The sequence below is a fragment of the Nostoc sp. UIC 10890 genome (assembly GCF_054786515.1).
This window is the reverse complement of record NZ_JBSGKF010000005.1, coordinates 39,852-56,506: the sequence shown is the minus strand read 5'-3', so window position 1 is coordinate 56,506 and position 16,655 is coordinate 39,852. Positions and strand designations below refer to the sequence as shown.

Sequence of the window (16,655 nt, the reverse complement as noted above, 5' to 3'; positions counted from 1 at the left end):
ATAATTCAGTTATTTAGAATTCAAAAGCCAAACCATAGACGTTCTCTATCAAGCCCTCTTGCTAACTTACTTTTTTGTAGGAAACGCAGGCTCTAGAGAGCTTCACTAGTAATTTTCCTAGTCAGAATACAGTTAAGGTATTCTGACTCCAAAAGGACTAAAGTCTGTTTTGATAATTACTATTTAGGGCGAAACTCTTGTTCCAAAACTTTTGACCAAATCTCTCTAGGTAAAAAACGTGAAATTCCAGAGATTACTTTATTATCCCATCGACCTGTAACAATATGAGAACTTTCTGAATTAAGAGCATTTAAAGCTTCCCTTGCTATTTCTGAAGGGTTATCCAAGCGTAGTGATTCTGCTTCATTGGAAAACTTATCAAAACTAGCTTTTTCATAAAATTGTGTATTTGTAGGGCCAGGACACACAGCAAGTACTTTGACTCCTGTCTTAGAATTCTCGGCCCACAAAGCTTCACTAAAGCTAAGGACAAAACTTTTTGTAGCGGCATAAACGGCCATATATGGCAACCCTTGAAAAGCCGCTATTGAGGAAATGTTAATAATATTGCCTCTGCCTTGTTGTATCATTTGGGGAAGAAACTGGTAAGTTAAATCAACTAGTGCCGTTATATTCAATTGAATCATGTGTAGTTGTTTCGTTCGTTGACTTTCACTAAAAAGCCCATAATCCCCCAGCCCAGCGTTATTAATTAAAGTATCAATACTAGTGATATTTTTTTCAATCAGATCATTAAAAATATCAACAGCCGCTGTTGTTATCGTCAAATCTTTCGCTAAAATGTGTACTTTGATTTTGTGTTCTTCTTGGAGTTTTTGGGCAAGCTCTTGAAGTTTTTCTTCACTTCTTGCCACTAAAACTAAATTATTTTTGCGGGCAGCTAATTCATTTGCAAATGCTGCTCCTATTCCTGAAGAAGCTCCTGTTATTAAAGCAGTAGTCATAAGTTTAATTTTGGAGTAAACCAGAGGTTAGTTATGCCCACAAATTTTAAAACAATTATAAAAATATGTCTAGTTGATTTAGGCTTATTTTGTGTCTTTTTATTTAATAAAACCGTTACAGCCCAGATTGTTCCAGATAAAACTTTGCCTCAAAACTCTCTCGCTACAGTTTCTGATAATACTATTGAAATCACTGGAGGAACTAGAGCAGGGAATAATCTATATCATAGCTTTCAGGAATTCTCTACTTCAACTGGTTCTTCTACTTTTTTCAATAATGCTTTAGACATTCAAAACATTATTAGCCGTGTAACAGGGAAGTCAATATCCAATATTGATGGAATTATTAAAGCTAATGGTATTGCTAATCTATTTTTGATTAATCCGAATGGTATTATTTTTGGAAAAGATGCACGATTAGATATTGGAGGTTCATTTATAGCTAGCACAGCAACTACTTTGAAGTTTCCAAATAATTTGGATTTTAGTGCTACAAATCCTGAAAATACACCTTTACTAAGTATTAATACCCCAATAGGATTACAATATGGTACTGATCCAGGCGCAATTCAAGTAAAAGGTGATGGTCAAGGAACTAGAAAAACAAATCAACTAATTGATACGACTAATACTCTACGAGTGCAACCAGATAAAACATTAGCATTAGTAGGAGGCGACCTAATATTGGATGGAGGGACTCTTAAAACTGCTGGGGGGCGGATAGAGTTAGGAAGTGTTGGGTCAGGAAGTTTGATCAAACTTAACTCTACGAATAATGGTTTTAATTTTACTTATGATCTTGCACAAAACTTTAAAAGCATTCAACTATTTCAAGGAGCGTCTGTTGATTCTAGTGGTGAGGGGCAAGGGGATATTCAAATTCAAGCTAGGCAATTAACAGTACAAGATGGCTCCCAGATTGAAAATAGCACTTTGGGAGAGAAGTCAGGAGGAACACTTTACGTCACAACCACTGATTCTATAGATATAAGTGGCACTTCAGCAGACGGTCAAGCCCGTAGCGGTCTTGCTTCAATAATTTATCTAGGAGCAAAAGGTGACGGAGGAAATTTGATTGTAGATACTAAGCAACTGAGTCTAAGAGGAGGCTCAGGAATAGCAACAGTTACACAAGGTCTAGGAAAATCTAGTAATTTAATAGTAAATGCCTCCGATTCTGTACTAATAAAAGGGTTTAGTTCGATAAATCCTTCGATTAGTAGTACTATCTCTAATACTATTTATGGTTCAGGAGATGGAGCCAATCTTACTTTATCAACAAAAAAACTAACTATTGAAGACGGAGCTTCTTTAGGTAGTGCTATTTTCGGTACAGGCAATGGAGGCAACGTAAAAGTACACGCAGATTTAATTAAAGTAACGGGAGGATCTTCCTTATTCACTCCTAGTTCTTTTTCAAATATAACTTTCAATAAAGGAAATGCTGGTTCATTAGTAATCAATACACAAAAGCTTATCATTACTAATGGCGGTATAATTAGTACTTCTACTACAGGATCGGGCAATGCTGGAAACCTTATTGTTAACGCTTCTGATTCTATAGATATAGATGGAATCTTGCAAGGATCTCCATCCCTTTTTAGAAGTAGCTTGTCCTCATCCTCTACTGTTGCACCTTCAATTGTCCAACAAATATTTAATCTCCCTCCGATTGCTTCTGGTGAATCTGGGCAAGTAACAGTTAATACGAAAAAATTAACTATTACTAATAGCGCTACTCTTAGCGGTAGAAATGACGGGTTTGGAGGAGCAGGTAATCTTTTCGTTAATGCTGCTGATTCAATCAGTCTAAATCAAGGTACAATTGCAGCATCAACTATCTCTGGTAATGGTGGTAATATTTTTATTAATACATCTTATTTACAGATGAATAAAAATAGTGCGATTTCAACATCTGCTGACAACAGAGGGAATGGTGGAAATATCGCAATTAATGCAGATATAATTTCTGGATCAAAAAACAGCAGAATTACAGCCAATGCCTTCACAGGTCGTGGTGGAAATATCACAATTAATGCTAAAGGACTATTTTTTAGTCCTAATAGCTTAATAACAACTAGTTCCAAATACGGAATTAACGGGAATATTCAATTTAACATTGTTAATTCTAACATTTACACAACCGAAATAAAAGCAAAAGAAATTTCCGAAGCTCCTCAAATTACCTCCATTTGCCAGAGGCAAGTAGCCACCAAAGCAAGTAATTTTATAGTTAGTAGTTCTCGAAGTTTACAACCTAATCCTGATGCCATGATACTTAATGATATGGGACAAAGTAACTTTGCTTCAAATCCCCAAAACCAAAAAACAAACTCATCAACAAGCAAACAATCTACACAAATCATAGAAGCCAACGTTTTGATTCGTGATGAGCAAGGAAATTTAGTTTTGACTACAGACCAAGTAATGATGGCAAACTTGGATAATGCTTCGCTGTCTGCAAACTCTTGTTTTTCAATGCCTCATTGATAAAAAATAGAAAAATGATCATCTTCCAATCTAGCTTTAAATATCTCTTATCAAGCTTTTTATGGCTCTCCATAATTGCTATTCAATCCTCTTCCAGTGCCCGGACTGTCGAAAAGGATTTTCTCAAAAAGCAAGCGGAATCTCTGACTTCATTAGGCCAGGAGCAATTGGCTGTAGCTCAGGCAGCCGAAGCTCTAGATACTTGGAAAGAATCTACAAAAATTTATCGCCAACTTAATGATCAAGAAGGGATTACCAGAAGCCTGATTAATCAAAACCTTGCTCTCCAGTCGTTAGGCTTACATAAACAAGCTTGCAATCTACTTTTAGAAACTTTGAAGTTGAATGGAAATGATTTGATTTGTGATACTGCACCACAGCAAGCTACTCTTTTTCAAAAAGAGCAACTCAGAGCGGCAGTTAATAAACAAAAACCAACATCACTTAACTTGCTCGGATTGCAAAATCTAGGAGAAGTCTTACGAATTTTGGGTAAGTTGAATGAATCGGAAACAGTCCTGCAAGAAACATTAACCCTTGCTAAACCTGTATCCTCAGAAAATATCAGTGCAATTTATTTGTCTTTAGGTAATATTGAACAGGCAATTTACCAACAATTGCAAAATAAATACTCCTGGATAGAAGAACCGCTTTTCCGAGATAATATTGCTACTATTATTCCTCAGAAAGCGCAAAATTCGTTAGAATATTATAGATTAATCCAAAATCTCCCAAGTATCTCAAATCTAGCTAAACTACAAGCTCAGTTGAATCATTTGAATTTACTGATAAGTTGGGAGAAATGGCTCAGAAATGAACCAAACAAAGTAAATGTTCGTACCCAAATTAATCAACAGATTCGAGCATTGGTGCTTCAAATAGATGAAAACTCTTCCGCCTTTTCCCAATTCTCACCTGAGTCATCTATTCATGCTAGATTGAACTTCGCTAAGAACCTTAGCCAGATTCCAGATGAACAATTAAAATCTGTAGCAATTCGATATACTAAATTAGCTCTCCAAATGGCTCAAACTATTAATAGTACCCGATGGTTATCTTATAGTTTCGGGACTCTGGGGACATTATCAACACAAACAGAACAAAGACAGACATATTTTAGTAAGGCTTTAGGATTAGCTCAATCAATTCGAGCTTCAGATATCGCCTACAAATGGCAACAGCAGTTAGGGCAGATTTACGAAAAACAGGGTAAAACCGAGTTAGCGCTTAAAAATTATGATGCAGCCATCGCAAATATGGCTCAAGTTCGTGATAGCCTTCTGTCAACTAATGGAGATTTACAGTTTTCTTTTCAGGATGAGATGGAGCCGACATATCGTAATTATATGCGATTACTTTTAGTATCTCCTAATCCTGATTTAAAACGAGTAATACAGATAAATGAAGGATTACAAATAGCACGGTTAGAGAACTTTCTGCGATGCGGTAAAATTGACCTTGTTGCTTTGAATCAGCTTCAAAATCTTAACAGCGCTCCAGCATTAATTCATATTATTGACTTGGGTAATACTATAGAAGTAATTGTTCAGTCAACAAACGGCTCCCTTCACCATTATTCAGTTAATTCAAAAAAAGTAAGAGCAAATGTAGATCATCTTTTAGAAACCTTACAAGACGAAGGACTTTCTACTACTGACGAGAGAATAATTATTTCGTATTCTCAAGCAATTTATGAAGAGCTAATTGCACCTATTAAGACATATCTCCCTCCTTCAGGAACATTAGTGTTTATCTTGGATAAATCTTTTCAAAGCCTGCCGATGGGGTTGTTGTATGATGGCAAAGATTATTTAATAGAGCACTTCAGTATTGCAGAAACTCTAGGTTCTAGAGTTAGACAACCTAAATCTTTACATGAAGATCAGTTGAAAGCTTTAATTGTTGGTTTGTCTAAAGATAGCCCTAGTTCTACAGATCCAAATGCTCCTCAAGGATCAAAACCACTGCTCCAAACGGCACAAGAAGTAAAAGATGTTGAGAAACAAACTAAGTCTTCAACAGCGTTGTTAGACGATAAATTTACCATTAAACGATTTGAAGAAGAACTGAGTCAAAATAACTTTCCAATCGTTCATATTAGCACTCACGCACAATTCAGTTCTGACCCCTTTAAGACAGTACTTTTAGCGTATGACAAGGTAATCAATATTAGAGATTTCGGTAGCTTAATCAAAGGTACAACTCAAAATAGTCAAGATGCAATTGAATTGTTGGTTTTGAGTGCCTGCCAAACAGCAAAAGGTAACAAGCACTCTGTTTTGGGTATTGCTGGAATAGCAGTCCAGGCAGGAGCAAGAAGCACTGTAGCAACCTTATGGCAAGTAGATGCCGACTCTACTGCTCAAGTTATGAGAGAATTCTATAAGGGTTTGAAAAATGGCGAGACTAAAGCTGAAGCACTAAGGCTTGCACAATTGAGTCTATTATCAGATCCTAAATATAAAAATAAGCCTTATTATTGGGCCCCTTTCTTACTTGTTGGAAGTTGGTTATAAAAATCCACTAATTTTAACCCCTCTTGCGCTTTTACTAACTCAACTGAGTTGTTACTACTTTTAGCCAGTTCAACAGCAATTGTATATTCCTGCTTGGCTGAGTTTGGTAGCCGTACCCTTAAATATCGATCGCCTAACACCCTGTAAATACTAGGATTTCGAGTGCCTGCTACCGTTTGTGCCTTTAATATCTCAATTGTTTCATTTAAAAGATTTCTCGACATATAAATAGCATCTATGTCAAGGACGGTTTCATCCGAAGGCAATCCTAATTCTTTGATTCGTTTAACCTCTTGTGCAATCTCCTCTTGGTAGCTTACGGGCAGCAGGTTAACAATCCTTGAGTGAGCGGTAATAGCATAGCCGTCTTTGTAAGCAAAAACATCAATTCTATAGGCATTGCCTGGTTGTAATTCTTTCTCATCAGCAGGATAGGTAAGCTGAGTTTGATTTACAACTTTTTCCCACTCAAATTCGTAACTACTTAACCGAACTTTATAAGAAATAGCACTCTTAACAGGAGTCCAAGTTATCTCTGGTCGAGGATTTAATATCGAGGTAGTGTAAGGAGAAATAATCGTAGGCTTATTACCTTCTGCTATTCCACCTTTTCGGATCTGACACAGTTTTACATCAGTAGAATTACAGTTAGGTAAATATGATTCTGGTTTAGCACATTTATCAGAAGAAATAACTCCACTAAATAAATTTAAAAGGCTTCCCGAACTAAAGCATAACATTCGTATATAACCACCATTCAAAACTTCTAATTTCTCTCCTTCACAAATAAGGCTCCCTTTCCCAAAATGTTCATCTCCTTTACTTACTACCCTTCCAATTGGCTGCTCACAGCGAACCTGGTTTCTTCTTACTCTTGTAAGCGGCACGCTTGCCCCTAATGGCATATTTATCACTAAAATAGTACTCAAGCAGAATAAATTCAAAAAAGTACGCTTTTTCACTTTTATTACTAGCTAGTATTACAAATAATTAACTTTTATCACTTTTTAAGTATACGATCTAATAAGTTCTGCCTCCACATAAAAACTTCTGGCAGACTAGATTTAGCTATTATGCATACTTCTATATGAATCCTAGCATCATCCGTTTTTCCTAGCGCTTCTTCTACTTGAGATAGCAAGCAGTAAGCATCTGTTCTTTGACTATCTAATTCAATCGCTTTTTCTAAATACCCTTTTGCCTCAGTTAAATGATTTTGCATTAATTTAGACCAGCCTAAGTCTTTATATAAAGATGCTTTTAGCTCACGATTGTTAGTCTTATTTAAACCTTGTAAAGCTAAAATAGCTGCTCCATTGTCATCGCCTCTTTTATTTTTCAATCTTGCTAAAGCAGCAACAGCAAATATTGCTTGATCGCTAGTTGCCATAGCTATTTCATACTGCTTTTCTGCTAGATCATATTTCCCCTGCTGTTCGTAGAAATTACCTAATCCGTAATGTCCTTCCCAGCTATCATGTTTTAATTTAAATTGATTTTTATAACTATTTTTCACACAATTAATATCGTTTAATTGTTGACAGATAATAGCTAAATTATTGTAGGCAGATATATCTTGATTATTGTATTTAATTGCTAATTCATAATATTTTTTAGCTATTTCAGGGTTATTCAAATTCTTAGAGGCTTTGTTGAAATAGAAAGTTGAAATAGAAACTTTGCTTTGAGGAGAAAGTAATAGGGCCAAGTTGAATTTTTGCTGCGCTTTCTGAGAATCATTTGCTATTTCTAATTTTTCTCCTCCAGCTATTAAAGTATTAGCAAGCCCTGGCAAGAGTATCTTAAGCATCCCAATATCTGCTAAAGTAAGAAATCCAATAAATACACTAAATATAAAGGTTTTGGACTTAAGTACTTTCTGAACCTTAGTTTGTAGAGGAAGCTTTTTAAGCCTCTGTATTATTACTTTAGTATTTGTTGGACGCTGCGCTGGAGCGGGAGCCATCATATCATCAAGAAGATCCGCAAACGGTTTGTCAATTTGAGGCGCATATTTTCTCCAGATTAGTCTTGATCTGTCTTGGTTTTTTGGTATATCCATTAGTGATATACCAGTAACTAGATTTACAAAAGTTCGACCTAAAGCATAAAAATCTGATTGTGGTACTGCCTGTCCCTCAATTTGTTCAAGTGGGGTAAAAAAAGGTGTAACAATAGAAGTTATTTCATGCCCACTTCCTAATCCTGTCCTCGTTCCCCCACTAGTGCTAATTTTTGTTAGGTAGGTTCTAGTAATTCGTCGTGCAGCACCAAAATCAACAAGTACCAGCTTGTTGCTGCCAGGCTGATAAATAATATTCTCTGGCTTGATATCTCTGTGAAAGAAGCCAGAGCGATGAACTAAATCAATAATATCTATTAACTGTGAAAACCACTCAAGTGCCACTTCTTGCGAAATTCGACCATAAGCTTCTAACCACTGCCGTAAGTTCTCTCCTTCAATTTTCTGCATTATGACGCAATGCAATTCTATACGAGTACCCTTGAGGGGAAAAGCAAAGTAATCATCCATAGTGGACTCAGGAATTCCTGGATGTTCGATAACCTGTAACGCTAGCGCTTCTTGTCGAACTAATTCAACTAATTTTGGCTCATTCCATTTTAATATTTTCATCACTCTTATTTGAAATCCTGGATGCAATTTTGTGCCAGCATCCTCAACTTCAAAAACCTCTGTGTAAGTAGGTATCTCTTCATCAATACTACTCAAAGGACGCAGTAAACGTATGCGACCATTTATTAGTAACGGAGTACCACAAGCTAAACAGTTTTCAGCGTCATTAGGATTATTGCGTTGGGAGCAAAGGTGATTTATGCAATAAACCACGGATCATACACTTTAATAGCTGGAATTGCTGATTTTTGTTTTACTCGATTGTTCATACACTAAGCCCAGTGGATCTGCTAATATGTACTTCTTGACAACTGGCTCTAAGCTATAACTAGCTTCTTGTCTACTGAATTTCTTACTAGTCTCAACTAATGAGCGTTGCTCTAGAACTTCTAATGCCATTATAAGCTCAGAAATTGATAATTCTGAATTTAATCGTTCTTTTAATCCATCAACAAGTTTAGAAAAGGGAATAAAACTTGAATCTTTTGATATCTCTTCTGCTAAATAAATCATTATTTGCTTTTGAAGATTATTTAAAAAACCTGCTTGACCAAACTGTTGATTTAGCATTGCTTGTAGTCGAGGGCCAATTACAGTGGATTTGTATTTGAAAAAGTTTTTAATACTTCCTCCAAAAAATCTGTGAATTCGGTCAGTTACTACCTCTAACTCTGAAGGATTACCACGATAAGTTTCGACTAATTCTTTACATTCTTCCCCTGATAAACCTTTTTCATACAACATTTGTATTGCCGCTCTTTCATCTAGACCTTCTAATCGTAAAGATAGAAAAGAGAACTTTTTAGTCACATAAGTAATTTCTTCTAAAGGTACTTGGCTTGTTACGATGATAGAACTTTGATGAGGTTCCCGTGTCAATCCAATAAAAAAATCTTCAGACTCTAATTTTTGCTCAAAATTCTTTACATTTGCTATATTCTCAAATCCATCTAATACTATCAAACACCGATGTGTATTAAGATAATTTGATAACAAAGAGATTTTTTCATTAAAGTTTTTACTTTCGCCGTTTAAATTAAAATTCTTAATTAATTTAGCAACTATTTCATCAACTGACGAATAACGAGTCAATGTATTCCAGATTACATATTCATAGTTATCCGGTTTTTCTAAAAGCATTTCTTCAATTAATTTCGCTATTAAAAAACTTTTTCCTACTCCTCCAACTCCAGTTATAGCTATACAAGTTTGTTTCAAAATATTGACTTGGTATTTCAAATCTTTAATATCTTTTTCTCGACCATAAAACAAACCTACCTTGGGTAATTCTCCGTATATTATAGTTTTGCCCACTAAACCATCATCGTTCTGGTTTAATGCTTTTAGCTTTTTGAAATAATCCTTTTTTACTACTTTAAGCAAAATAGGTTTTAAAGTAAGTTTTTTAACTTGTACTCCTTCGCCAATGACTTTTGAAAGCATTGCCCATAAAGGTGAACCAACTCCTGCTTGCAAATACTGCATCGTGTATCCACTATCACGGGCTATTTCCTTATAGTCTTTACCGTCCCAACTCCCTTTAATTACAGCAATTTCAGCTTCAGTCAAATATCTTCCAGTACATTGAAGCACTCGCTCTTCCAAAATTTCTAGTACTCTGTCTAAATTCACATTTGAATCCATACACGCTTACACTACTGAGTTACTACAACTGATACTCTATTTCACTAATCTAACAAAAGTTTATATATGGTTTGTTATATTTCTTAACCAAAGCTGACTTGTTACAATAGAGCATCCAGGGTATAAGATTAAAATGTTACATTGTAGAATTTTCTGGATGTACTGACAAATCTACGTTTAGCCTACCAAAATGTTCTAAATCTGACTAATTTTACACGCAAAAACCGCTCATAAGTATTTGTGCTTAATCTTTAGCCTCGTCAAGTTGTATGAAGATCCGACTATCCAGATGTTTTAACCTAAACTTAGCATCTGTCATAGGTGGTATTTAAACGAAAAACTTTAGCGAAGGTAGGTGGTTGCACTTCTTATGAGAGATTGTCAAACCTCATCTCGACCCTTAACAAACATGGAGAAGCTAAAAGCAAAGAGTCAAATTATTATTCAATACCAGAAGTCCATAACTTCTGTAAAATCAGGTTATTACCTATGTAAAGCGAAAAATAGAGGTGAGTACACTAAAAGAGCAAATAGTTTAACGGAAAAAGCGCCACTAAGGAGTAGCGCTTTTTCCGAATTTTGAAAATCATATAACCTCAGAGCGGGGCTGATCTCTAAGGAACAAGATAAGTGGGCTTTATAGTTTGGCGACTGTGATCCCACTAAGATTGTCCGAGAGTTAAATCCGCGCTACCTACTCCATTATAGGAGTTGCCGCACAAAATGTCTATTTGTTGCGGTGGATTTTGGCTATCGAAATTCATAAGTTTCCATGAAGCTAAGTTTGATGAAGAGAAATTGCGATTTTTGTAGTTAAAAGTAGCAGCAGCGCGAATAACAGTTATCAGTTACCAGTTATCAGTAGGAGTAGACCTTTATTTGATAACTGTTAACTGTTGACTGATAACTGATACAACCCCCTCTGAGCTTGTCAACCAAGTTATCAGGGGAAAATACCGTGAAAAACAGAGAACGCCCCAAGAGCGCAGTGTTAGAGCGTATGGGGTCGAGTGCAGCTTTCGCATGGCAATTTTGTGCTGTGACGAAGGGAAATTTTCGGAATATCCAGGCTAGAGCAAGAGTTTTGCAGCTTGAAAGAGTTTTCTCTAAGGAATTCCGAGGGGAGAACCGATGAACCATACCCCTAAGAAAACGGGGGAAAGGTTAAAGGGAAAAGGGAAAAGGGATGGGGAAGAGTTAACAAATTCTTCCTCCCCTTCCCCTTTGCCCCTTCCCCTTGACCCAGGCGCAGCCTCTCCAACTGAATATCCAAACAATCTCACGGCTGCGGAGTACCATGAGTTGTTAGCTGGTAGCGCCATTCATCCGGCGTTGATTAAGCGCAACTTTTTCCATGTAGAGGGAGAATCAGTTTATGATTTCCTGTTCATATCTGATAAAATCCCACGCAAGAATGCAGGGCGAGTCACCGATGGATACTTAAAGCTGTATCAGCATTTGCTGTTGGGTGGGACGTGGATTCAATCACTTGACCCATTCAAAAACTGGCAACCGATGGAGTGGGGAAGAATTAAGCCCAACTTCCCGCGCATTGATTGGCAAAAAGGCAAGGCAGTTAAGTACGAGTCACCCCCAAAAACTCCCAACCGCGTTACCTACTTCGATGTCGCTAACCCCATTTGGGACAAAGTTGCAAAACGCTATTTAATTAAGCGCTATCATTCACTTTTAGCATTGCGCTTGCTGGATCAACTCAATCCATTAATATTTTGGGAGTGGATAAAGCAACACCCAGAGATTCCGATTATCTTATGCGAAGGGGAAAAAAAGGCTGCTTGCTTGCTGAGTCTGGGGTTTGTAGCGATCGCACTTCCGGGAATTTGGAACGGGCGGGTCGGAAGACGGGATTTTGATGAACGATTGCATCCTGACTTAGTACCAATGGCTCAGGCGGGACGCAAGTTCATTATTTTATTTGACTACGAAACTTCTTCTAAAACCAGGTGGTCGGTGTTTCAAGCCACTGTTCGCACTGCAAAAGCAATCGAATCGGCTGGTTGCTTATGTGAAGTTGCATTACTGCCGGGGCCAGAAAAAGGCGTTGATGATTTTGTTGTGGCGCGGGGCGAAGATGCCAATGTCTTACTAACTGCAATCATAGACGATGCCAAATCACTTGCCGACTACCAGCGCTCCTATCGAGCTAAGAAATGGGGACTCTCTAAGTACAAACCGGATGTGACAGTCAATATTAAATATTTGACCCAAGCACTCTGTATTCCTGATCTGGAGGAAAAATGTTCATCCGCTCCGCCACTTTACGATATTTCACAAGAGCAATTGTTCACCCCAAGTGTTAGCTCTACAAGCTATGGTGAGGGAGAAGGAAAACAAGAGTTAATAATTTCTGACTGCCCTGACCCTAAACCCAGTACTCAAAATCCCAAAAAATCTTTCCATTTTCCAGAAAAAGGACTAGTTGTACTCTGGAGCGATATGGGTACAGGGAAAACTGAACTTATGCGCTGGTGGCGTGAGCAAAACCCCGACGCTCGGTTCCTCAACAACGGGCATCGCGTCAACCTGCTGAAGAATTTAAGCGATCGCCTGAGAACTGCGATGTATTCAGACTTGGGTTACACAGGTTTAGCCCAAGCCCAAGCCCTTAGTATTACTATTGACAGCTTGCACAAACTCAATACCCAGGCGCTAATTTACGGCTGCATATTTATTGATGAGGCTTGCCAATACCTTACCCACCTACTACACAGTAATACGTGTAAACAGCACCGTGCAGCAATTTTGGAGGTACTGGAATATATAGTATACAACGCGCCCCTGGTTGTCCTTGCCGACGCACACATGGATGACCTGACAGTGGACTTCTTTCGGGCAATGCGACCAGTAGGTGAAATTCCTTACATCGTCAAAAACGAATTCAGAAATGGCTCACGCACTATATATTGGTACGAAGGCAGCAATTCAAGCGCCCTAGTTGCCCAGATTTCGGCGGCACTAATGCAAGGTCTGAAAGTTATGGTAGCCAGTGACAGTAAGCGTTTCATCAAGAAACTCGAAAAGTCTTTTACTATTAAGTACTCTGAACCTAACTCTGACCAATCAAATACACCACAAAAATGGCGGATTTGGTCTGTACATTCCGATAATTCTGGCAGTGATGAAAACGTCGCTTTCATTAAAGATATCACCAACGCCGTCAAAAACTTTGATGCCTTGTTCACCTCTCCCAGCCTGGGTACTGGTGTCGATATTTCTGAGTATCATTTCGATTTGGTGTTTGGTGTTTTTCACGGCGTTTCCCAAACCGCTACCGAATGTGCCCAACAGTTGTACCGCTATCGTCCAAAAGTTCCGTTTCATATTTGGGTGGCCCCGCGTCCTCCCTTTGGTTACAAGGATACCAATGCTACCAAGATTAAAGAGCGCTTGCTCCAAACCAATGAAATGACCGCTTTTCTGTTGCGGATTGACCGTCAAACAGGCAAGCGGGGCGCAGAGAAAGATTGGGCGCTTGAGGCTTACTGCCAAATTATGGCTAACCGCCACTATTCTCTGAATAATCTGCGTGATGATTTGCGATCGCTGCTCACAGAAATGGGCAATACATTTATATATGTGGGCAGTGATGATGATGAGCAATCCCTTGAAAGTCTAAAAGCGGCAGCACAAGCTTTGGATAGTGCCCACAATTCGGCTGTTGCCAAGGCTAAGAATATTACTTTGAGCGAGTACCGTGCCCGTCAGAGCAAAGATTACCTTGACCCTAATGAAATTTTTGAATGTGAAAAGTTTCGCATTTCTGATTCTTACGGCATCGAAGTAACCGAATCGCTCGTAGAAATGGATAAAGGTGGTCGATTAATTAGAGCCTTAGCTGGACTTGAGGCAATTTTAGCCCCACCCGAAGAATCGTTTACTGACCCCAAAACCGGGCAAAGTTATCCTACACCACCAACAATTGTCACCCAAAAAGACCGCACCGAGCGCGACAATCTACCTTTGTGCATCGACTGGGGCAATTATTCCGCACGGTGGCTTGCTAGATTTAACCTGGGGCTGCATCAAATTCTCACTTCTTTAATGAAGGGTGATGAAGTTACCGCCGACGATTCCACCTTACTCAAGATGACGGAGATCGCTATACATTGTGCTGCTCACGTCAAAGCAATTCTTGGGTTTACTATTCCACATGATTGTAAACCTATTTGGTTGCTGGCGACTTTACTAGAGCAGCTGGGGCTAAAGCTGACTTTCCGCAAGCAAGGTAAACGGGGTCAACAGGTGAAACTTTTCTCTTTATCTAAAGAGGAATTAGAATTTGCAATGCATGTAATTGCTCATCGCGTGGAAAAGCGTAATCAAAAAGAAAATCGAACCTATTACGCTGCTCAAACCCCTGCTGCGTATAATGTAAACCCCAATCAGCAGGACGTATCCACACCCCCCCTTGATGCTATAGGGAACTCCCATTGCCAAGGGGAGGATACTACCGTTTATGTTCCGCCCCAAACTGACCGGATTACTCTACTTCATTGCGTAGAAATACTTCGCTCTGGTATTTCTCGTGGAGTAGACGCAATTAAAGGCATTCTCAAACGATGGCAGAGTGATTTGCGCTGGGAGACGGTGCTGGAACTTGAGGCGATCGCCGCGAGTGAATTGCGACTTGTCGAGGCTCAAATCCCGGAATTTTACGCCTTGCTAAGTGAAGATGTGTTGCCTGTGGACGGGTAACTTAACCATGAAAACCTATAGATTCGTGCGTTTACCCTCTGCTTGATAACAAAAACCCCAAATCCTTACACTGCCAATGTTTGCTTCAGGAATCGAAAAAATAGGTTATGGAAACTAGAGTTTACCAAAGCTATTTTTTCTCTTGAGAAATGGGGTTAAAGCGGGACTGGGCATTTTATTACTTGTAAGTGCCTTGGGAGAGAATCGCAATCGATTGGTGGGAGAATGAAGATTTAGAGATGCACTTGGCTCAAGGACAGCAGGTGTATGCTGAATCGTCATGGCAAGAGAAACGACACGGCAAATTGACTTAGTTTTAGCAGCGCCCAGGCCGTTGACAGTTCACCCTGCCGCAGTTTATTTGTCGAGTTTGACATCAGGTTCACGGCGGACGATGGAGAAATCGCTAAATGTCATCGCCCGAATGCTGACGGCTCCAGTTGAGAGTGATGCATTGTCATTGGATTGGTCAAAGTTGCGCTACCAGCACACGGCTGCAATTCGCTCAGTTTTGATGGAACAGTACGCCCCAGCGACTGTCAACCGGATGCTTTGTGCTTTACGGCGGGTGTTGCAAGAAGCCCATCACTTGAGATTAATAAGTACTGATGATTATGCAACAGCAATAAATCTCAAAAGTGTACAGGGAGATTCACCTTTAAGAGGACGACTGTTAAAACCGAGTGAAATTGCTGTACTTTTGAGCGATTGCAAAAACGACCTCACTCTAATTGGGAAAAGAGATGCAGCACTAATTGCGATTCTCAGTGGCTCTGGTTTACGTCGGTCGGAGTTAGTAGCATTAGACGCGGTAGATTACAAGACAGAAGATAGTTCTTTGCTTGTACGCAAGGGTAAGGGGCGGAAGTCGAGGACAGTGTATTTGCCCTCCGGGGCGGTAGCAGCTTTAGAAGATTGGCTTGTAGAGAGAGGTAATGTGCCCGGAGCGTTAATTTGTCCTGTACGGCGAGGTGGTCATATAAAGGTTGGGCGAATGACTGACCAAGCTGTGATGACGATTCTTCGCAAACGGGCGAGTTGTGCATCAGTAGCTGCTTTTAGCCCACATGATTTTCGACGCACGTTTATTACTAGTTTGTTGACTGCTGGTGTTGATGTTTTGACGGTGAGCCGACTGGCAGGACACGCCGACCCAGCAACCACGCAGAAATACGATTTGCGTTCTGAGGAATATAAGCGCCAAGCCGTTCAATTGTTGCATATTCCTTACGGCGAATAATGCCATATTGGGTGATGGCGTAACCGACCACTTTATAGTAGATACGCCATCGCTCGTGTTGCACACGCAATAATCACCTTTACATGATGCGGTCTAGTGATTATCAAGATAAGTGATGCGCTGACTGTAGAGGAATAAAAAAGTTCAACAACAAATAATAAAGTCCAACAATAAATAAAAAAGTTCTACAATTTCTGTTGGGTGCTTTACCCCGCTCCAGGCATCCGTCCATGAATCGCTCGCAAGTCTTACCGCCGTGCGATGGCGTAACCGCCCGCCGGAGGCGATCGCTACGTTATTACTAGAGCGATCGCCTCCGGCGGGGCGTAGCCCATCGCGCCCACATTCGGGTAGAATCACTCTCCTAATTGTTGAACTTTTTTATTTGAGTTTGGTGTCTTTGTGTTGAAAAAGTGGTAGAGCGATCCCTTTTCCATCCCCAAATTGTT

9 protein-coding genes are annotated in these 16,655 nt (G+C 39.2%); 4 read left to right on the top strand and 5 right to left on the bottom strand.

Annotated elements, in window-relative coordinates; genetic code table 11:
- Nucleotides 1–179: 179 nt before the first annotated feature.
- Complete coding sequence (locus ACWATR_RS33825) at nt 180–965, bottom strand: SDR family NAD(P)-dependent oxidoreductase (RefSeq protein WP_460342796.1); 786 nt, start codon at nt 963–965, stop codon at nt 180–182.
- A 33-nt stretch (nt 966–998) separates the two neighbouring features.
- Between ACWATR_RS33825 and ACWATR_RS33820 the strand changes: the two genes are divergently transcribed.
- Nucleotides 999–3,455: a two-partner secretion domain-containing protein gene (locus ACWATR_RS33820; protein WP_460342793.1), complete on the top strand. Its 2,457-nt coding sequence runs from the start codon at nt 999–1,001 to the stop codon at nt 3,453–3,455.
- A 14-nt stretch (nt 3,456–3,469) separates the two neighbouring features.
- Entirely contained in the window at nt 3,470–5,971 is a 2,502-nt protein-coding gene (locus ACWATR_RS33815) for a CHAT domain-containing protein (protein WP_460342790.1), read from the top strand.
- Here the strand turns inward: ACWATR_RS33815 and ACWATR_RS33810 are convergent.
- From ACWATR_RS33810 to ACWATR_RS33800, 3 genes are read right to left on the bottom strand one after another with little or no spacing between them, the layout of a single operon-like run.
- Complete coding sequence (locus ACWATR_RS33810; protein ID WP_460342787.1) at nt 5,932–6,933, bottom strand: hypothetical protein; 1,002 nt, start codon at nt 6,931–6,933, stop codon at nt 5,932–5,934. The two genes, ACWATR_RS33815 and ACWATR_RS33810, sit on opposite strands and share 40 nt — an antisense overlap.
- Nucleotides 6,934–6,971: 38 nt before the next feature.
- On the bottom strand, nt 6,972–8,819 hold the full coding sequence (locus ACWATR_RS33805; RefSeq protein ID WP_460342783.1) for a protein kinase domain-containing protein: 1,848 nt from the start codon (nt 8,817–8,819) through the stop codon (nt 6,972–6,974).
- 12 nt (nt 8,820–8,831) lie between these two features.
- Nucleotides 8,832–10,250 carry an NB-ARC domain-containing protein gene (locus ACWATR_RS33800; protein WP_460342780.1) on the bottom strand — a complete coding sequence of 473 codons (1,419 nt, stop codon included), beginning with the start codon at nt 10,248–10,250 and terminating at the stop codon, nt 8,832–8,834.
- Between the two features lie 1,131 nt (nt 10,251–11,381).
- On the opposite strand from ACWATR_RS33800, the gene ACWATR_RS33795 reads away from it, so the two are divergent.
- Together ACWATR_RS33795 and ACWATR_RS33790 are read left to right on the top strand one after the other, a co-directional pair.
- Nucleotides 11,382–14,966 carry a plasmid replication protein, CyRepA1 family gene (locus ACWATR_RS33795; protein ID WP_460342777.1) on the top strand — a complete coding sequence of 1,195 codons (3,585 nt, stop codon included), beginning with the start codon at nt 11,382–11,384 and terminating at the stop codon, nt 14,964–14,966.
- 280 nt (nt 14,967–15,246) lie between these two features.
- Entirely contained in the window at nt 15,247–16,206 is a 960-nt protein-coding gene (locus ACWATR_RS33790; RefSeq protein ID WP_460342774.1) for a tyrosine-type recombinase/integrase, read from the top strand.
- Between the two features lie 144 nt (nt 16,207–16,350).
- Here ACWATR_RS33790 and ACWATR_RS33785 read toward each other — a convergent pair whose 3' ends face one another.
- The gene (locus ACWATR_RS33785; RefSeq protein WP_460342771.1) at nt 16,351–16,566 is read right to left on the bottom strand and encodes a hypothetical protein; all 216 of its coding nucleotides are present in this window, start codon (nt 16,564–16,566) and stop codon (nt 16,351–16,353) included.
- Nucleotides 16,567–16,655: the final 89 nt, after the last annotated feature.

Coding starts and splice junctions, on each gene's coding strand:
- ACWATR_RS33825 (WP_460342796.1), bottom strand. CDS start 965: ATGACTACTGCTTTAATAACAGGAGCTTCTTCAGGAATAGGAGCAGCA.
- ACWATR_RS33820 (WP_460342793.1), top strand. CDS start 999: ATGCCCACAAATTTTAAAACAATTATAAAAATATGTCTAGTTGATTTA.
- ACWATR_RS33815 (WP_460342790.1), top strand. CDS start 3,470: ATGATCATCTTCCAATCTAGCTTTAAATATCTCTTATCAAGCTTTTTA.
- ACWATR_RS33800 (WP_460342780.1), bottom strand. CDS start 10,250: ATGGATTCAAATGTGAATTTAGACAGAGTACTAGAAATTTTGGAAGAG.
- ACWATR_RS33795 (WP_460342777.1), top strand. CDS start 11,382: ATGAACCATACCCCTAAGAAAACGGGGGAAAGGTTAAAGGGAAAAGGG.
- ACWATR_RS33790 (WP_460342774.1), top strand. CDS start 15,247: ATGGCAAGAGAAACGACACGGCAAATTGACTTAGTTTTAGCAGCGCCC.